The sequence below is a fragment of the Winogradskyella sp. genome (assembly GCF_016744625.1).
GTDB lineage: Bacteria > Bacteroidota > Bacteroidia > Flavobacteriales > Flavobacteriaceae > Winogradskyella.
In genome coordinates, this window is sequence record NZ_JADGDZ010000070.1 from 1 (window position 1) to 18079 (window position 18079).

Genomic DNA, 18079 nt, shown 5'->3' on the forward strand with positions numbered 1-18079 from the left:
CTGTATACATTATGTTTGCTTAAATATATATCTATCAACGTTAAAAAACGAATATAAAATATGCATTGAAGTAAAACGTGTAGATAGAATAAGTGGCATAAAATATAGGTTTTAGGAAAAAGAAATAATGTAAATTTTAAAATTGCAATACATAAAATATTTAAATAGTTTTGTATTAATTATATCATGTGTTATTGTCTCTTCTTGTGAAAGTTATGTAGAAGATGATTTTCAAGTGTCAATCCAAGACTGTGATCCAAATACATCATTTATTAACCAAGTCAAACCAATAATAGACAATAACTGTGTGAGTTGTCATAATGGTAATCAATTTCCAGATTTAAGAACATACAATGGAGTTAGCACTAATTCAGAAATAGTGGAACAACAAGTTGTTAATAGAACTATGCCAATTGGTGGTTCTTTAACAAATGAGGAAATTGATTTGATAACATGTTGGATTGAAAATGGTTCACTAAATAATTAATCATATGAAGCTAACTAAACGAAAAAAAATAGGGTTTGCACTTCTTGTTGTGGGAGTGTTGATAATAGCCTTGGCGCTTAGTCAGTATTATAAGCCACATATAGATGTTTATAATGCTAATCCAGATATTATAACAAATGCTACTGATTTATTATATGAATATGAGAATGATGAAGAGTTAGCTAATAAAAAGTTTTTAGATAAGATTATTCAGGTGAATGGTCAGATATCTAAAGTAGAAGCTTCAGAGAATAATGATATTATACTAACTATAAAAAATCAAAAAGATGGTTTTGGAACTGTTATTTGTAATCTATCAACAAAAGAAAATAAGAAATTAATTAACCTTAAGGAAGGTCAAATTGTTAGTGTAAAAGGTATTTGTACAGGATACTTAATGGATGTCATTTTGGTCAGATGTAATGTTGTAAACAATTAAATGAAATGAAATATATTTTATCAGTATTAGTATGTTTTTTACTAATAAACAATTTAAAAGCTCAAGAAAGGTATCTAACAAAGCAAGGTACAATTTCATTCTTCTCACATTCACCTGTAGAAGATATTGAAGCTATCAATAATCAAGTATTAAGTATTGTTGATTTAGAAACAGGTGATGTTGCTATTTCTATATTAATGAAATCTTTTATGTTCGAAAAGTCCTTGATGCAAGAACATTTCAATGAGAATTATGTAGAATCGGATAAGTTTCCTAAAGCAAAATTTAAAGGAAAAATTCTTGATGCTGAAAATTTAGAAAACAAAAGTAAAGTATCAATTGAAGGAGATTTAACGATACATGGTATAACTAAAAAAGTTAAAGTTGAAGCGGCTATTGAGATTGATAAAGATAGCGTGGTGTTAAAAGGAGTGTTTACCGTTTTAGTAGCTGATTATGAGATAAAAATTCCTTCAGTAGTTAAAAACAATATTGCTAAGACAATTGAAATTACTTTCTCGTTAAACCATAAAAAAATTAAATAATTGATTATGAAAAATATTTTAATAATAGCTTTATTGCTATCATTTAATAGCCTTTTTTCTCAGGATGACCTTATGGATGTGCTTGATAGTGAAAGCCCAAATCATAAAGAATTTGTGTCGTCTACATTTAAGGGGACAAGGATATTAAATGGACATTCAATAGAGAACAGAAAAAAAGGAACACTAGAGTTTTTAATCTCTCATAGATTTGGTAGGATTAATCAAGGTATTGATGAATTATTCGGGTTAGACCAATCTAATATACGGTTTGCATTTGAATACGGTCTTTCTGATAGGCTAATGCTAGGTCTAGGTAGAAGCTCGTTTAATAAAACATATGATGGTTTTGCAAAATATCAATTAATAAGGCAGAGTAAAGGAGAAAAATCTTTTCCTTTTAGCGTATCTCTTTTCGAAAGTATAATTTACAGAACATTAAAAGATTACGATCCTGCTAATAAGCCAGATTTCAATAAAAAATTGGCTTATACGTCACAATTGTTAATAGCAAGTAAAATTAATAGTTCACTGTCTCTTCAAATTACCCCAACATATATTCATAATAATTCTGTTAGAATTGATGAAGATTCACATGATATTTTTGCTATTGGGTTTGGTAACCGTATTAAACTAAGTAATAGAGTGACTTTAAATGCTGAATATTTTTATACGATTAATCCTTTAAAATCGGTAAATACAAAAAATGCATTAGCTATAGGAGTAGATATAGAAACAGGTGGTCATGTGTTCCAAATTATTTTGTCTAATTCAATTACGATGATTGAAAGAGATTTTATTACTGAAACTACAAATGATTTTTTTGAGGGAGGAATTCATTTTGGTTTCAATATTTCAAGAGCATTTCAAACAGGTGGGAAAAAGAAAAAGAAAAATAGTTTGTAGAAATGTGATTAACCACTGGGCACTATTTAAAGGTTTTAAGCTTTAAAATGTGTCCAGTTTTTTTGTGAAATATGTATTATAAATCATTTAAAGTCAATGGGCAAGAAGATATAGATGATTTTCTATTAATGGTTGATGAAACTTATTACAAGTACTCAGAATTAACTAGAAAAGATTTTTTTGCACAAAACAGTACTAAAATATTCAAAACAAATATTCTAGATAGGTTAGAATTTGAGGTTGTAGATCAATCACTAAAGAAATCCAAAAACTTGTTTTTTACAAATTTGTTTACAGTAGATGTTCAAATTTTAGATACAAATCATGAATCATCTGTATTAAAAATAAAACATAAATTTTCTAATCAAAAAGGAGAGTTATGCGCAATTATAATTTGCAATATTCATTGGTATTTTAAAGTTATTGCTCATTAAAATTCGATACTTATTGTGTTAAATATAGAGTTTGGAAAAAATAATTAGAAGAATTGTTAGAGATTTTGAATCCAAAATTGAATTTTTAGAATCGGAAATAGAAAATACGATTGATAAAGCAGAAAAAGGAATTAAAATTACAAGAAACTCTTTAATGATAATTTAGAATTTTATCATTACTATCGTAGAGGAGCAACATTTTTGGATGAGCAATACTTTTTAAGAGGTAAAGCAGATATTAGACTTTTCCCAGACTCATTTGCATTTTTTTATGATAATAAATTTGCCACCAGTCATGATACAACCGTATCTACAATCATAGCCTATGATATGCTTATTATATATTTAAAAACAGAATCTGATAAAATTGAAAATAATGGTATGGATTCAAGCGTGTATATGTTTCAGAAACAATCAAAACTTTTATGGACTGCTAATAAAACTGATTTAGTTGAACTTATTTATGCGTTACATTCAGCAGGAGTAGTTAATAATGGCATGGTAGATATTAAAGAGATGGCATTAGTCTGTGAAACGGTATTTAATATAGATTTGGGAGACTATTACAGAACGTATTTGGAAGTTAGATCTAGGAAAATTAACCAAACTAAATTTCTCGATAAACTAAAAGAATCACTTATTTCGAGGATGGATAATGCAGACGATTAAAACACCCAAGTTGGGTATTTTAATATCAAATCTTAATTAGTATGTTTTATGTAAATTTAGTATTAGGTAAAGTATTATTAAAGTTTAAATTAAATTATTGTAATACATTGGTAATTAGCGATTAAAATCACCCAACTTGGTGTTGTCTTGTGAAATAGTTACTCTAAATTCCTTCATATTTGCCAAACGAAAGTCAAATCATATTAATAGCTACTGCTACGAATGTAAGTTCAAGGCGGTAGCTTATTAATCTTAAACCGTTTATTATGGCAACTACAATTTTAACTACAGACGATCTCTACGATTTTAAAATGCAATTATTCGGAGAGCTCAAAAAACTACTCTCAGAAAACCCACAGACAAAACCAAAAAAATATCTCAAATCTGCAGAGGTAAAAAAGATGCTACAAGTAAGTCCAGGAACATTGCAAAATCTTAGAATTAATGGTACACTACCTTACACTAAAATTGGAGGCATCATACTCTACGAGTATGAAGAAATCCTAAAAGTACTCAGAGAAAATCGTGTAGCTTCATAAGTTATGCTTTGGCAGAAGTTAATTACATCAAGCACCTCAACGCAGTATTTAGTCAGTTTTCAAAAGATAGCAGACTTAATCCAACACACATCAGTTTGTATTTAGCGTTTTTTCAAATATGGAATTACAATCGATTTCGCGATAGTTTCCACGTGAATCGTGACGATATAATGAAGTTATCTAAGATTGGTTCAAAATCTACCTATCATAGATGCACTAAAGAATTACATCATTACAAATACCTAATTTATGAACCATCCCATAATCCATTCAAGGGTTCTATAATTAAGATGCTCATATTCGAGACAACCTCTGGACAAGCTCTGGACTTAGGTGTCCCAAATCAAGGACAAGCACTGGTACCTTCTAATAAACATATACAAACAATACAAAACAGTTATAAACTACAAAAGCCTAAAAATGAAAATGAAGTTTTACAATTTTTTAAAAAAGAAGACTGGCCAAAATTAGAAGCACAAAAATTCTATAATCATTATCAGGCTATAGGTTGGAAAATTGGAGGTAAAATAAAAATTGAAAATTGGCATGCTTCAGCAAAAAATTGGATGTTAAAATCTGAAGAATTAAAAACAGAAAAACAAGTGTCCCAAAATCAAGACAACTTACACACCGTGAGAAATAAAAATTACAATCAACCTTTATGAAGCATCCGGCAACATACTATAATCCTAAAAAGCCACATATCCTCATTGAAGGCGCTACGCAGTTTGAACTAGGGTCTTTTGATGGTAAATCTATTTCATACGATTTTCCTAAAATTCTCAAATATCTAGATGCTAAAGGAAAGCTGCTTTACGGTAAAAATTTCAAAATTTACGAAGACGACCACGAGCTACTACTTAAATTGGCAAGCTATTTTATCCAGGATCATGAGTATTGCAAGAAATTAGATATTGATACAGCAAAAGGCATTCTATTATCTGGTCCTGTAGGATGTGGAAAAACGACTTTGATGAGGTTGTTACCTCATCTCGTACCACATAAAAAGTCCTATAACTTTATTCCTTGCAGGAATATCGTTTTCGGATTTAATGGTGTTGGCTTCAAATTAATTGAAGATTATAGTGATGATAAAGCATATTGCTTTGATGATTTAGGGGTCGAGCATATTGGCAGACATTATGGTAAAGACTGTAACGTAATGGGAGAAATACTCATATCAAGATATGAAGTATTTAGACAACGACATGTTTTAACGCACATAACAACCAATTTAAATGCAGAAGAGCTTCAAGAAAAATATGGAGAAAGGATAAGGTCACGTATGAGAGAGATGTTTAATTTGGTGGCCTTCAAAGAAAACTCTATTGATAAACGTAAATAATTCCAAAAATGCCAAAAAGTATGCTAATACTTAAATATATTTGCTTATAAGCTAAAAATATCTCTTATGAGTAAAAAGAAGTGGAATAGATTGAAACTTGTTTTAGTTGAAAATGATAAGTCAAATAAATGGCTAGCAGAAAAAATGCAAAAAAGTGAAACAACTGTTTCAAATTGGTGTACTAATTCTAGACAACCATCTGTGCCAACACTTATTCAGATGGCTGATGTCTTAGGAGTAGAAGTTGGAACTTTGTTAATAACCGGCAAATAATATGGCAGAAATACCTTTTACAGTATCCGCTAGAACTGCAAGACTAATTGGTCAGGAAAATTTCGCAAATGCAGGAGGAGCTATAATTGAATTAATTAAAAATGCATATGATGCAGATTCTTTAATAGGTATTGTCATTATCGATCCATTAGATGACCAAATTCTGATTATTGATGGAGGTACTGGAATGACTGAGGAAAAAATCCGAAGTCATTGGATGATAATCGGTACAGATGACAAACTCGATGACCCATTATCTACTGATGAACGTATTAAAACTGGAGCAAAGGGTATTGGACGTTTTGCAATTGATAGATTAGGATCTCAATGCTACATGTATACCAAGACTCTAGAAAGTGAAAAGGTTATTTTATGGTCTGTAGATTGGGAGAAATTCAATAAAAAATCAGCGATAATTTCAGACATAAAAGCAACTTTAGATTATACAGAGCATACTAGTATTAGGGATATCGCAAAAGATTTTCTTTCCGAATATAAGTTAGATGAGTCAATACTTGATAATTGGGAAGAGGATAAAGGAACAATAATTAAAATAACTAATTTAAGAGATGATTGGCATCAGAAAAGTATAAATAATCTTTATTCTAACCTAGAGTTACTGGTGCCACCTAAAATTGTTTCAACTTTTAATATTCATTTATTTTCAGCTTTAAATCCAAATGAATACGGAAAAGTAGAATCTACAGTATGTGATGATTTTGATTATCGTCTTATAGCTTCTAATGATGAAGAAGGTAATATTAATATTAAAGTTTATAGGAATGAACTTAATACTAATGAACTAGATGATATCGGGTTTTTCGCTTCTGATATAGTGGCTAATTCATCAAACCTTTATGGTAAAGAAATATTTGAAAAAGGATTTTTCCAAATAGACACAACATTATTGGGATTAATACCTGGATTTAAAGATGTTGATAACAACCTATCAAAAATTGGGGCTTTTGACTTTGAGTTTTATTTTATGAAACGTGGTGGTGGCCAAGAAAAAGATGAAATAAAAAAATATCCTTATAAGAACGTTAACTACAGAGACAGAGTTAAATGGCTTAATGAGTTTGGTGGTGTTAAATTATTTAGAGATTATTTTCGTGTGAGACCTTATGGAGAGGTAAAAAGCAATTCTTTTGATTGGCTCGATTTAGGTAAACGAGCATTACAGAATCCGACTGTTACACGGCCAGGTTACAAAGTAAGGCCTCAACAAACATATGGTATTGTAAATATCTCTAGAATACATAATATATCTTTTGAGGATAAATCTAGTCGTGAAGGAATACAAGAGAATGATGCGTTTTCATTATTTAAGAATATTCTAATAGAAATAATTGGAGTATTTGAAAATGATCGTAATCAAGTTATGATGACTCTCAAAAAAATCTTTGATGAAAAGAATAAAAGAGAAAAGGCAAAAGAAGAGGCTCGAAGAAAAGCAAAAGAAAAAAAGGATAAAGAACATGGAGATAACGGTAGTGGCACATCAGAGCATGATACAGATACACTTGTTGATGGTGTAATAGCATTTGATGAAGAAAATGAGGATTTGAAAGACGAACAAAAACTTTTACGGGTTTTAGCTAGTGCTGGTATGATTGTGACCTCATTTGCTCACGAGTTGAAAAATATGAGCGATAGTCTTTTGCCGAGAACTTCTGATTTGAAAATGATATTATCTGGTTTGTTGGATGCAGATAAGTTGAAAGAATTACCAGAAGAATTAGATCCTATGATTCTTATTGATGATATCCAAGATCAAGATAAAAAATTAAAGCATTGGTTGGATTTTTCTTTAGGAGCTGTTAGAAAAGATAAAAGGTCATATCGAAAAATAGATTTAGTAGATTACCTCAAAAAATTTGAACGATTATGGAATTCTATTTTAACAAAGAAAAAGATTGAATTTTCTATTCATAGAGGTGTTTTTTCAGAAGTGTTTTTTCAAGGACACGAAATAGACTTAGATAGCATTTTTAATAATCTAATTGCAAATTCTGTAGATGCCTTTAATAGACCAGATGCTTCAAGCGTAAGGGAAATAAAGTTTAGTTTCGAATACGATATAAAAACGGGTATTAATGTTGTTTATGAGGATTCAGGACCAGGTCTAGAGGAAGATTTAGTAGATCCAAATAAAATTTTTCTTCCTTTTGTTAGTACCAAGCGTGATGAACATACAGGAGAACAAATAGGTACAGGATTGGGAATGTGGATTACAAAATCTGTAATAGACGATTATAATGGTACAATAAGATTAACAAAAATAAGACCTGGGTTTCAGGTTAATATAAATCTTCCAGCAAGCTAATGAGTTATAAAGTTGCATATATAGATGAAGTGGACTCTGATATAAGGTCTTTTAAAAGAAGTGTTTTATTAAGAGCAAACACTAAATTTGAGGTTATTGTAATAAAGCCAAATGATGATATTAATGAAACCGTAAAAGAGATTTTAGCTTCATCTGTAGATGCTATTGTATCAGATTTCAAATTATCAGAAGAAGCGCCCACAGTTCATTACAACGGTTCGGATATAATTAAGGCTATATTAGATATTCGTGAAGATTTTCCTGTTTTCATATTAACTTCTTTTGAACAAGATGCTGAAGATAAAGGGTCTGATGTTAATATTGTTTATGAAAAAGTAGATGTTCAAGAATCTTCTAAGTTTTTTGATAAAGTAATTCTTCAAATTAAAAAACATAAAGCCAAAATCGAAAGTGCTGAGATAAGAATACTTGACCTTAAGAAAAAGCAAGAAGAAGATTCGTTGACAATGTCAGAAGAACAAGAACTTTTAGATTTAGATTCTTTGGTTTCAAAATCTTTAGATAAAAGAGGTTACATAAAAGAAGATATTAGAATTTCCTCTAATACAGATAGGTTACAAGAATTGATTAAAAAAGCAGATGATATTATTGATGCGATAAATAAACAAAAAAATCAATAATTCTATGGTAGTCAAATTTAGAGAAGAAAAAGATATTCCAGAAAGAACATATTCTGGTTCAATACTAGCATCATATCGTGGATATAAAAAATATTTAACTAAAGACTTTAGAGGCAGGTGTGGTTATACAAACTGTAGTCATTTATGGTTTGGTGGTTCTAAAAATTTTCATATTGATCATTTTAAACCAAAATCTAAATACCCACAATTGGAAACTGATTATAAAAATTTAGTTTACTCATGTTCTTATGTGAATATAGCGAAAAGTGATGATGATTTTGATTACTTAGACCCGTGCGATGAAGATTATAATGAGCATTTTTATAGGGATAAGAAAGGGAATATTTTTCCTGTTGATACATCAGTCAAGGCTGTATACATGCATACCAAACTTAAATTGTACCTGAGTAGATATTCAATTATTTATATGTTGGATATTCTTTTAGAGAAGATGAGTAAAATTAGAGAGGTAATTACAAATATGAAAGATTGTCCTCAAAAAGATGAAATTTTAAAATTACAAGGAGAGTTAGCAAATGAATTTATAGGCTATCTTAAATATTTAGAGATTGAACAATGAACAAGAAGAACTTAGGCTCATATTACACACCAATAAGATTATCAAATTTCATTGCAGATTACTGTCTTGAAAGTTTTGATCAAGATTCTATTTCTATTTTAGAACCTAGTGTAGGAGACGGTAATTTTGCAGCAGCTATTTCTGATAACAATCAATTAAATAGATTTCAAAATATTAATCTAACCATAGTTGAAAGAGAGGTAGAAGAATTAAACAAGGCCATAGATAGATGTAATCCCGTTGTTAATCTTAATTCTATTCATAGCGACTATTTAGATTTTCATAATTCCGATAATAATTTGTATTCCCTAATCATAGGGAATCCACCTTATGTAAAAAGCTCTCTACTTACTAATGAACAAAAAAACCTATGTAAATCTATTCATATTGATAGTGAGTTAAACGATAAAAAGATTAATAATATATGGACAGCATTTTTAGTGAGTGCTATTCAAAAGATAGAGGATAATGGCGTTATCGCATTTGTTCTTCCTTTAGAATTACTTCAGGTAAAGTTTTCAGAAGAAATAAGAGATTTACTAAAATCAAGTTTTGAAAGACTTGAAGTATTCATGTTTGATGAATTACAATTTCAAGAATGCAAAGGACAAGATACGGTTCTAATAGTGGGATATAATCAACATCAAGAACAGGGTACTTATTACACAACTATAAAGAATATAGAAGAGTTAGAGAATAGAAGTTTTACGTTGATGCAAAATATTTCTGTTTCTGAATCAAATACCAAATGGACTCATCATTTCTTATCACCAGATGAACATCAATTCTTAGAGAATTTAAAATGTAAACTAAATTTAACTAATAAATATGTAGAGAATAAAGCAGGCATAGTTACAGCTGCTAACGATTATTTTATTGTTAATGATGAGGTAGTTACCAAAAATAGGTTAAGGAGTTACTCTAAACCAATTGTTCAAAAAGGATTTTATGTAAATGGTTCTGTAACATTTGAGAATGAAGATTTTCAGAAACTTGTAGAAGAAGAAAAGCCAGCTTACCTCTTAGATTTTAATAAGGCCAACCCAAGTAAGTTATCTAAAAGTCTTGTAAGTTATTTAGAAATAGGAACCGATAGGGAATTGGAAACTAGGTTTAAATGTCGCCAAAGAAAACATTGGTATCAAGTTCCAAATATAGCAAAGCAATCAGAAGCTTTCTTTTTCAAAAGAGCTCATGAATATCCGAAATTTTTAAAGAACAATGCAGAGGCTTATGTGACTGATAGTGCTTACATGGTTGAGTCGAAAGATGGTTATCAAATTGAAAATATAATATTCTCATTTTACAACTCGTTAACACTCGCATTTGCAGAGTTAGAAGGGCGCTATTATGGCGGTGGTGTATTAGAAGTAACACCAAATGAATTTAGAGCTTTACCATTACCCTATACAACTGTATATGATTTTGAGGATTATAAAACGAATTTTAAGAACAAACAAAATATCTCAGAAGTACTCTCAAGGTATAATACTGAAATTTTAAATACTACACTTGGTTTAACTTCAGAAGAGATTAATAGAATTGAAGCAATCAGAACTAAGTTAGTTTCTAGAAGACAGAAAAAGTAGAAGTATTGACAAAGAAAAATGATAACGAAATACCTAAAAGATTAACACCAAAATCTTCTACCCTAAATTTATTATTATCTAGGTCTGGTAATCAATGTGCATACCCAAATTGCGAGGAATTATTGTTTAATGATGAAAATAGATTAATTGCTCAATGTTGCCATATTGAAGCAGCAATGCCTGGTGGAGAGCGCTTCAATAAAAATCAAACTAATGAAGAAAGAAGAGGTTACTCAAACTTAATTTTCTTTTGTCATAAACATCACGTAGAAACAGATAATACAGATGAATATACTGTAGAGTTATTAAGAGAGATTAAAGAAAACCATCATATAAGATTTTCCGAGAAACCTCTAAAAATAAAAACAAGACTAATTGAATCTGTTATAGAGAGATTTAATGATTTCGTGCCACAACTAAACGAAACTATAAATAGAATTGAAGATAAGCAGGATTCAATTATAGACTTACTTAATCGCCCTATAGGTTCAGATTCACAACACAAAATCAATGCATACTACGGTCAACCTGCTACACTAAATTTTATTGGAAGAAAAGAAGAACTTAAAGCTGTAAATAAAAATTTTGATAATTATAATACGATTATTGTAGAAGGGCTTTCAGGTATTGGTAAATCAAGCTTAATAGCTCACTTAATTGCTGAAATAAAATCTCATAAGATACTATGGATTGATTGTGAAATCATAAATAGTAAAGCTCTTTTTTTTAATCATATCTCTAATTTTCTTAAAGATAATTTCAATGATATAAGTTTAGAAAAAAAACTATTAAGTGGAGATAACCTAATTGAGAATTACTTAAGTCAGGCTTTAAATACATATTCCATTTGTATAGTGTTTGATGCGCTCAATTCTGAAAAACATCAATTATTACCATTAATTAAAATTTTAAATAATGAGATAGCATCTTCTAAAATTCTAATATCTACAACCTATGGATTTAGTATTATGGATTTTGGTAATCCTTTTTTTAAGTTACAATTAAAAGGATTGAAGTTTGACGATTTTAAAAGCTTATGTGAATTCTATAATATAACTCAGATTAACGAAAATGAAATTAGGTATTTACATAAATTATTAGGTGCTCATCCATATCTTTTGAAACTTTCAGCATCAATAATTGACTACCAGCCAATAGCTAATTTTCTATCATCACTAAAAAATAGAGGCATTGGGGAAATAGAAGTGTTTATTAAGAATAAAATAGTATCCAAACTTGTTGAAAATGAAATAGAATTAATTTCATATTTAATAGTATTAGATATTCCTTTCCGTTATGAATTATCTAAATACTCAACAAGTTTTACTGCTGCTATTACCTCACTTCAACAAAAGTTTTTAATAGAAAGAACTTTGGATGATTTTTTTATAATTCCAGAATATATAAAGTTGTATCTAACAAAAAACATTCGCATAAACGAAGATGAGAAAATAAAAGAAAATTTAATTAAATACTTGAAGTCTATAAATGAAGATTCAAAATTCTTTGAGATTAATGCTTTAGTACATCTACTTTTAAATATGGAAAGAGAAACAGAAGCAAAAACTATTTGTTCTAATTTTATGTCATCTTTAATGGGCCAAGGTTTTTTCTATTTAGTTTTAGAGTATGGAGATAGATTATTGTCAAAGGATTTTAAAGTAAAATGGGATTTTTTATATTACATATTAGGTAGAGTTCATAGAATGCAAGGGGAATATAAAAAGTCATTAAAGATGTATGACTTAGGTCTTAAATTATTTTCAGATTCTTCCTTAAAATCACCTTTTTTGTTTGAAAAGGCTAGCATACTAACTTATCTTTCTAATGATGAATTAGATGATACTAAACAAAATGAAGCTGTAAGTATTTATAAAGAGTTGTCGCACTCAGAAAGCCCTACTATATTTGTTAAGAGCAAAATAGCATTGTTTCGCATACTTGTAATCAACAACAAAGAAAAACAGGCGCTTAACGAACTATTAGAATTTCGAGATTCTATCTCAAATTTAGAATTACAGATTTACGATTCAGCTCAAATATATCATTCTATTGGTGATGTTTATAGAGCAAACTCTATGCACAAAAAAGCTTTTGAAGCATTTGACACAAGTATTGATTATTACAGAGAAGCGATAGATCTTCATGGCATGAATATGTTTGAAGGTTTGTATCATTTATATATAAGCTATGGGCAGACATACTCTGAAGCTAAAGATTATGAATCAGCTGCTAAAATGTTTGGCATTAACGTTCAGCTTGCAAAACAATTCAAAATGGATGTTAAGTTAGAAGCTGCGATTTTGGATTTTGGTTATCATTTACTATTAAGTGAAAATTTCGAACAATCTATCATAGTTCTTGAGGAGTATTATAATTTAAAGCTAGATAATCAAACTTTAGATATAGATGAATTGCCATTTATATTCCGATGCCTTTTATTCTCAAATTGGTATGGAAACGATAATAAACTTCAAGCAATTGAATTATTAGGTCATTATATGTTATCATCCTTAGCGAACAATAGACCACCAGATGTATTTTTGGTTGAACTAACAAGGGAAACAAGCGCAATAGATAAAATAGAATATTTTGTAAAAGGTATGATACTCTTAATTCTTCCTAAAGAAAATAAAATGGAAGATTTTAAAAAATGGATTTCTAAAGTTGCAAATGAAAAACCTGAATTAAGTGAAGTCTTAAATAGCTTCTTAACCCAGATTAAATAATTCCACACTTCCAGCACATACTCATTCCTTCATTTCACGAAAAGCTACATTCACTCAATCGCAAGAGCTTCCAGTTCCGCGCAATACTAGTTATGTCCATTTCGCACCTGCCTATCGGACAGACGCTTCATTACCAAAACCAGTATTTTTAGCCAACGCACAATTCATCTTTTAATTCATCTGCAGTAATAATTTCAAAATTTAGGAAGGCAGGTAATAAGGTGTTCGTCAGTCGTTCCATTTAGTTTCATAGTTCATAATCAAAAATGCTTCTATCGTCGCATTTGTGCTTACCGTAAATAGTACTGCTGCGGCGAGACGTCCTCGCAGCACTATTTACTTGCACTATTCCACACATTTCTCTATTCCTCACCCATAGCTACTCTTGTGCCTTAAAATCCAAAGCTGTTTTGCGCTATGCGCAAGATCTAAAAATTAAGGTACAACCGCTATTTAATGTTTTGCGAGCCTGCGTGTCGCTGCGGTCTTTAACGGCTGTCACATTTTTTGAAACCATTTCAATTAAATTTTTACAAAAATGAAAACTAATATTTTTATTAACCTTTTTGGTTGAGAATAAACTGAATCAAAAAACTGCGCCAGCCTAGTGTTTGCAACATAGTCGTGCGTGCCTTCCGTGCCTACAGGCATTCACTCACAACAACCTTGCTAATCTCGCAGGCGGCTCGCGCCTTTTGGATTACCTGCTTATTATAATTAGTTTAGCGGAATGGTAGATATTATTTTAGATACAAGCGTTTGGATAACCAATGTAGCAGCTGACGAACCCAAAGGTGTTTTCAATGAGTTAGTAGAATTATTCGAAAACAGTGAGATTAACTTGTTGTCAAATGATATTATTCTGGAAGAATGGGAACGTAATAAAGAGAGGATCCTAGTACTTATTAGAAAATCTATTAAGGATGACTTCACATCAGCAAAAAATATTACTTCGTATTTAGAAATAGAAGATAGTAAGGCTTATTCAAATTTATTAAGAAAATATTCTTCTGAAGATATAAGAATTGAAGAAGCAAATAAAAGATTTGAAGCTATCACAGATATCATAAAAAGAGCTACACAGACTATAATTACTGATGAGATGAAATTGCAAGTAGTCGACTGGGCGATTGAAAAAAAAGCGCCTTTCACGATTAAGAAGAATAGCGTTGCAGATGCATTAATTTTATTAAGTTCTATTGAGCATAGAAATAACTATGGAGGTGGTATGCGTCCAAAAGGTATTTTTATAACAATGAATCATACAGATTATGCAGACCCTGAAGATAAGGATTTACCTCATCCAGATTTAGAAGAAATGTTAGATGGGGCTGATATAACTTACGTAAGACATTTAAACCAAGCATTGTTTACACTAGCACCTGCTGCAATAATGGATTTTGAAAACTGGATCGATATTGCTACCGAAATGTATAGAGAGGAACGACGTGGGTTTTAATAACAATGGTTTTAAATAATAAAAATATATTTATATGAATGTTGAACAAGAATTTAGTACTGTTGATTTATTATTAAAATCCTCATTTGAGACAAGAGGAGTTGATTCTTTCGCTCTTTCTATAATTAAATTAGAGAGACAAGTTCGTAGGATATTTTCATTTTTAATATACCAACATCCGGATTATTCGGCAGAGGATATAAAGATGCTTAGAACAATTATATCCAAGAATAAGAGAATGTATTTTGAAAATTTTATTAAAGGCATTGAGCATATTTATTGTTCTGATTTATCTAATCTTTATGGTGTCGATTTTCAAAATGATTTTGATAGATTGATTATTATTCAGGGTGAACGTAATAAGATTTTTCATGGCCAAACTACTACTCAAAATTTGAGTAGGCATGATTTAACAGAAAGAATAAAGTTTATGAAAAAGTGGTCATTACGTATTCAAACTATATTTGAATCTGAAGTTGGATTCAATGGTTTCAATAGAAATTCATTTCAAAAATCCTCAAAAAATATCAATTTGTTAAACATCGATAGTTTTAGAAATTATGAAGAATTTAAAAATCTACTCAAAGGAATCGGTAGATAATAAAATAGGTCACAAATATAGTTGGCTTCCATCGCCCACCGTAATAATGCTATAAAGCTCAAGCCTAAAGGTTTTGAAAAAAATAATACGCTTAAAAGCACGTGCCATTTTTTAAACCTTATACCAAGCGCATTATTTTTTCCAAAAAGCTTGACAGCATTGCCATGCCATCAGTTAGATAGTTGTCTTTTTTGTTTTTCTAAAAAAATATTGGAAGGGTTTTGTGCTACCTCTGAAAGTTCTCGTAAAAAGAAAAGAGCATCTATTATGAAGCTCTCTTTCTACTTTTTATTTCTCATTCTGAAAACTTGATGAATCCGTTTTAGTACAAGAGAAACAATATAACTTACTACAGCACCCAAAACAGCCATTATGATGGTTTTGATAATATCATCTGAAGTAATATGAATCCAGGTTGAAGATATCGTACCACCAATAATTGAAAATTTAAGATGCGATAAGTTATTCGTCATCTTTTAAATGTGATTTCGGAATTTCAGTTTCATCATCAAAAGTCACGGCTTGACTAACTGCAGTAGCAACAGTTCCGGCAACGGTCATATAAGTAGCTACTGTTACCACTAATGCAGGTAAAGAAATTGGTGCTGCAATTATTGCACCACCAGCTGTAGCTAATGCGATGCCAATATTTCTTAAAGTTCTGAAGAACTTTGGTGTTGGTTTTTTATAACGATCTACAATATTCATTTTCTTAAGATTTAATTGTTAATAATACATTTTCGTTTCTATCGAATGCTTGATAGCCTAGCGATACTAATTTTTGAAGTAATGGTTTTGAATTACTGCCTTTTCCGATACCTGTTAACTGCGTTACAGGTGCAATACAACCTCGAAGCTCGCGCTTCGCGTTGTTCGCAGGATGAAGAAGTATTAGACTACGACCATTCACATCTACGATGTGTAAATGGTGACCAAACTTCTTTGAATATCTCGCTTTCAGCTCGTATTCGCCTTCAGGAATACAAGACACATTTCTCTGGTTATTTAACCAGGGTAATTCAATGGCAAAACCTAAAAACTGACCATTATAGAAAAGAGCACTGTTAGTGCCCTCTTCATAATAGGTCCTATGCAATAACACATTCATTTAAACAGTATCTACTCTTGCTACAGAAAGAGCGTTAAATGCACCGTTTTTCAACGGATACATTTGTCCATTTACTTCTTGATAAAACTCAATACCTACAACCTGCAGTACTGGAAGTACTGAGTTAGCAGTAAGAGCCACACTCAAGTTAATAGCAGCAGTATTTGCACCATCATATGGAAGAATAGCAGTTTCTGCGCTCTCAAAAACTGAAGCTTCATTTGCAAAGTCAAGCTCTGCAGCACCCATTACAAGTTTGTAATGGGTTGTGCCACCTGGAGCAGCAATTCGCACCGTTGGTGCAAATGCAGTAATATCCATATCTACATCACCAGTTGCACGATCATATGCTGTCGCATATGGCGTGAAAAGTGTTGCACCTAACTTTCCATTGGCATTGAATTCAAAGCCTGAAAGCGTATTCATATCACCATCTTCGATGGTTCTAAGTCCACGCTCGTTAACCGCATCAGTTTTAGTAACTGCAACTAAGATTTTTGTCAAACGACTTACCACTCGTTTATCTTTCGCATTCTGCAAAAGCACACGAATAGCATTTCTGATCACTTTACCACCTTTTCCAGCACGTCCAAATTCCGAGCCATTTTCACGAGTTCTCTGAAACGCAGGATCATTGGCAATACGATTCTTATCGACACCACCTTTTGAACGTGCTAGGTGTCCGTCAGCACTTTTGTAGAAGGAAATATCGCCGATAGTTCCTTTTAATTTGATAATACCTGTTTGTTTAGCCATAATGCTCTAATTTTTTGATTATAAGAACAAAAGACAGTAGATTTATAAAAGAAATCAAAAACACATATACATTCATTCCGATTGGTTCGTTTTATGCCATTAGAGTACATATAGACGATACCAAGATGAGGTATGGACTAAGTATAGATAGAGTATTAAATGAGAATAGTAAGAGTTTGCATATACCCAAAAGACATCCAGCGCATCACAGGAAGAAGTGAGCGATACGGACGCAAGCTTTTAAATGACATTAAAGCTCACTTCGGCAAGAAGCCATACCAATTTATCACAGCAGAAGAATTCGCTGAATATAGCGGTATTAAAGAAGAAATAGTAAATCAATATCTAGAGAAAATATCATAGTATTTAATACGATTTGTATAGGATTAGAACCTTAAAATAGTTATCTTTATTTATTACGAAATTTCATTTATAACTAATCAAATTCAAGAGATATGATTACAATTCGGTTAACACTTATGTTTTTATAATTGTAACTATTTGATTTACAGGTATAGGTTAGTGGTTGGTTTCATCCTGCCACCCCGACTTCAGTTAAAAAAAGCTCAGTTTTTACTGAGCTTTTTTTATATCAATAGTTTCAATTGTTGCTAAACTATCACAATTTTTAATTGTAAGTTTAATTTCCTTATCGT

Annotated in this window: 20 protein-coding genes and 1 pseudogene; 17 read left to right on the forward strand and 4 right to left on the reverse strand. The window is 30.7% G+C overall.

The features are described 5' to 3' along the window. The first annotated feature begins 142 nt into the window (after nucleotides 1–142). The 17 genes and pseudogenes from QZZ53_RS12935 (at nucleotide 143) to QZZ53_RS13015 (ending at nucleotide 15559) form a co-directional block, all read left to right on the forward strand. Entirely contained in the window at nucleotides 143–487 is a 345-nt protein-coding gene (locus tag QZZ53_RS12935) for a cytochrome c (protein ID WP_296385340.1), read from the forward strand. Nucleotides 488–491: 4 nt separating this feature from the next. Beyond that, nucleotides 492–926 (forward strand): hypothetical protein, encoded by a 435-nt coding sequence (locus QZZ53_RS12940; protein ID WP_296385343.1) that lies wholly within the window; start codon nucleotides 492–494, stop codon nucleotides 924–926. A gap of 5 nt (nucleotides 927–931) precedes the next feature. Then, nucleotides 932–1471 (forward strand): YceI family protein, encoded by a 540-nt coding sequence (locus QZZ53_RS12945; RefSeq protein ID WP_296385347.1) that lies wholly within the window; start codon nucleotides 932–934, stop codon nucleotides 1469–1471. A gap of 6 nt (nucleotides 1472–1477) precedes the next feature. Next, on the forward strand, nucleotides 1478–2374 hold the full coding sequence (locus tag QZZ53_RS12950; RefSeq protein ID WP_296385349.1) for a DUF5777 family beta-barrel protein: 897 nt from the start codon (nucleotides 1478–1480) through the stop codon (nucleotides 2372–2374). Nucleotides 2375–2445: 71 nt separating this feature from the next. Then, nucleotides 2446–2808, forward strand: a complete 363-nt coding sequence (locus QZZ53_RS12955; RefSeq protein WP_296385352.1) for a hypothetical protein — start codon at nucleotides 2446–2448, stop codon at nucleotides 2806–2808. A 153-nt stretch (nucleotides 2809–2961) separates the two neighbouring features. Continuing rightward, nucleotides 2962–3477 (forward strand): annotated as a pseudogene (locus QZZ53_RS12960) (RteC domain-containing protein); the annotation flags it as partial. 266 nt (nucleotides 3478–3743) lie between these two features. After that, nucleotides 3744–4016 (forward strand): helix-turn-helix domain-containing protein, encoded by a 273-nt coding sequence (locus tag QZZ53_RS12965; RefSeq protein WP_296385354.1) that lies wholly within the window; start codon nucleotides 3744–3746, stop codon nucleotides 4014–4016. Nucleotides 4017–4024: 8 nt separating this feature from the next. Continuing rightward, entirely contained in the window at nucleotides 4025–4681 is a 657-nt protein-coding gene (locus QZZ53_RS12970; RefSeq protein WP_296385356.1) for a hypothetical protein, read from the forward strand. Beyond that, on the forward strand, nucleotides 4678–5361 hold the full coding sequence (locus QZZ53_RS12975; RefSeq protein WP_296385357.1) for an ATPase: 684 nt from the start codon (nucleotides 4678–4680) through the stop codon (nucleotides 5359–5361). Before QZZ53_RS12970 ends, QZZ53_RS12975 begins: the two co-directional genes overlap by 4 nt. A 66-nt stretch (nucleotides 5362–5427) precedes the next feature. Next, nucleotides 5428–5634: a helix-turn-helix transcriptional regulator gene (locus QZZ53_RS12980; RefSeq protein ID WP_296385359.1), complete on the forward strand. Its 207-nt coding sequence runs from the start codon at nucleotides 5428–5430 to the stop codon at nucleotides 5632–5634. A gap of 1 nt (nucleotide 5635) precedes the next feature. Next, nucleotides 5636–7960, forward strand: coding sequence for a sensor histidine kinase (locus tag QZZ53_RS12985; protein WP_296385362.1), 2325 nt, complete (start codon nucleotides 5636–5638; stop codon nucleotides 7958–7960). Further along, the gene (locus QZZ53_RS12990; protein ID WP_296385364.1) at nucleotides 7960–8601 is read left to right on the forward strand and encodes a hypothetical protein; all 642 of its coding nucleotides are present in this window, start codon (nucleotides 7960–7962) and stop codon (nucleotides 8599–8601) included. The genes QZZ53_RS12985 and QZZ53_RS12990 overlap by 1 nt, the downstream gene beginning before the upstream one ends. Before the next feature lie 4 nt (nucleotides 8602–8605). Continuing rightward, nucleotides 8606–9181, forward strand: coding sequence for a hypothetical protein (locus QZZ53_RS12995; RefSeq protein WP_296385366.1), 576 nt, complete (start codon nucleotides 8606–8608; stop codon nucleotides 9179–9181). Next, nucleotides 9178–10770, forward strand: a complete 1593-nt coding sequence (locus QZZ53_RS13000) for an N-6 DNA methylase (RefSeq protein WP_296385368.1) — start codon at nucleotides 9178–9180, stop codon at nucleotides 10768–10770. The genes QZZ53_RS12995 and QZZ53_RS13000 overlap by 4 nt, the downstream gene beginning before the upstream one ends. Nucleotides 10771–10775: 5 nt before the next feature. Next, nucleotides 10776–13499: a tetratricopeptide repeat protein gene (locus QZZ53_RS13005; protein WP_296385370.1), complete on the forward strand. Its 2724-nt coding sequence runs from the start codon at nucleotides 10776–10778 to the stop codon at nucleotides 13497–13499. Between the two features lie 730 nt (nucleotides 13500–14229). After that, a complete protein-coding gene (locus QZZ53_RS13010) occupies nucleotides 14230–14958 on the forward strand; it encodes a PIN domain-containing protein (protein WP_296385372.1) in 729 nt (242 codons plus the stop codon). A 34-nt stretch (nucleotides 14959–14992) separates the two neighbouring features. Next, nucleotides 14993–15559: a hypothetical protein gene (locus QZZ53_RS13015; protein WP_296385374.1), complete on the forward strand. Its 567-nt coding sequence runs from the start codon at nucleotides 14993–14995 to the stop codon at nucleotides 15557–15559. A gap of 281 nt (nucleotides 15560–15840) precedes the next feature. Here the strand turns inward: QZZ53_RS13015 and QZZ53_RS13020 are convergent, their stop codons facing one another. The 4 genes from QZZ53_RS13020 to QZZ53_RS13035 are packed head-to-tail and all read right to left on the reverse strand — an operon-like array spanning nucleotide 15841 to nucleotide 17423. After that, nucleotides 15841–16032 carry a hypothetical protein gene (locus QZZ53_RS13020; protein ID WP_296385377.1) on the reverse strand — a complete coding sequence of 64 codons (192 nt, stop codon included), beginning with the start codon at nucleotides 16030–16032 and terminating at the stop codon, nucleotides 15841–15843. Then, entirely contained in the window at nucleotides 16022–16267 is a 246-nt protein-coding gene (locus QZZ53_RS13025) for a hypothetical protein (RefSeq protein WP_296385379.1), read from the reverse strand. The genes QZZ53_RS13020 and QZZ53_RS13025 overlap by 11 nt, the downstream gene beginning before the upstream one ends. Before the next feature lie 4 nt (nucleotides 16268–16271). After that, a complete protein-coding gene (locus QZZ53_RS13030) occupies nucleotides 16272–16667 on the reverse strand; it encodes a DUF5675 family protein (RefSeq protein ID WP_296385380.1) in 396 nt (131 codons plus the stop codon). Next, entirely contained in the window at nucleotides 16668–17423 is a 756-nt protein-coding gene (locus tag QZZ53_RS13035; RefSeq protein ID WP_296385383.1) for a hypothetical protein, read from the reverse strand. Between the last annotated feature and the right edge of the window lie 656 nt (nucleotides 17424–18079).

What these genes read in the sequence shown, in the direction of transcription:
- QZZ53_RS12975 (WP_296385357.1), top strand. Translation starts at nt 4,678, where the DNA reads ATGAAGCATCCGGCAACATACTATAATCCTAAAAAGCCACATATCCTC.
- QZZ53_RS12995 (WP_296385366.1), top strand. Translation starts at nt 8,606, where the DNA reads ATGGTAGTCAAATTTAGAGAAGAAAAAGATATTCCAGAAAGAACATAT.
- QZZ53_RS12980 (WP_296385359.1), top strand. Translation starts at nt 5,428, where the DNA reads ATGAGTAAAAAGAAGTGGAATAGATTGAAACTTGTTTTAGTTGAAAAT.
- QZZ53_RS12950 (WP_296385349.1), top strand. Translation starts at nt 1,478, where the DNA reads ATGAAAAATATTTTAATAATAGCTTTATTGCTATCATTTAATAGCCTT.
- QZZ53_RS13015 (WP_296385374.1), top strand. Translation starts at nt 14,993, where the DNA reads ATGAATGTTGAACAAGAATTTAGTACTGTTGATTTATTATTAAAATCC.
- QZZ53_RS12990 (WP_296385364.1), top strand. Translation starts at nt 7,960, where the DNA reads ATGAGTTATAAAGTTGCATATATAGATGAAGTGGACTCTGATATAAGG.
- QZZ53_RS13000 (WP_296385368.1), top strand. Translation starts at nt 9,178, where the DNA reads ATGAACAAGAAGAACTTAGGCTCATATTACACACCAATAAGATTATCA.
- QZZ53_RS13035 (WP_296385383.1), bottom strand. Translation starts at nt 17,423, where the DNA reads ATGGCTAAACAAACAGGTATTATCAAATTAAAAGGAACTATCGGCGAT.
- QZZ53_RS13025 (WP_296385379.1), bottom strand. Translation starts at nt 16,267, where the DNA reads ATGAATATTGTAGATCGTTATAAAAAACCAACACCAAAGTTCTTCAGA.
- QZZ53_RS13010 (WP_296385372.1), top strand. Translation starts at nt 14,230, where the DNA reads ATGGTAGATATTATTTTAGATACAAGCGTTTGGATAACCAATGTAGCA.
- QZZ53_RS13020 (WP_296385377.1), bottom strand. Translation starts at nt 16,032, where the DNA reads ATGACGAATAACTTATCGCATCTTAAATTTTCAATTATTGGTGGTACG.
- QZZ53_RS12940 (WP_296385343.1), top strand. Translation starts at nt 492, where the DNA reads ATGAAGCTAACTAAACGAAAAAAAATAGGGTTTGCACTTCTTGTTGTG.
- QZZ53_RS12985 (WP_296385362.1), top strand. Translation starts at nt 5,636, where the DNA reads ATGGCAGAAATACCTTTTACAGTATCCGCTAGAACTGCAAGACTAATT.
- QZZ53_RS12955 (WP_296385352.1), top strand. Translation starts at nt 2,446, where the DNA reads ATGTATTATAAATCATTTAAAGTCAATGGGCAAGAAGATATAGATGAT.
- QZZ53_RS13030 (WP_296385380.1), bottom strand. Translation starts at nt 16,667, where the DNA reads ATGAATGTGTTATTGCATAGGACCTATTATGAAGAGGGCACTAACAGT.
- QZZ53_RS12945 (WP_296385347.1), top strand. Translation starts at nt 932, where the DNA reads ATGAAATATATTTTATCAGTATTAGTATGTTTTTTACTAATAAACAAT.
- QZZ53_RS12965 (WP_296385354.1), top strand. Translation starts at nt 3,744, where the DNA reads ATGGCAACTACAATTTTAACTACAGACGATCTCTACGATTTTAAAATG.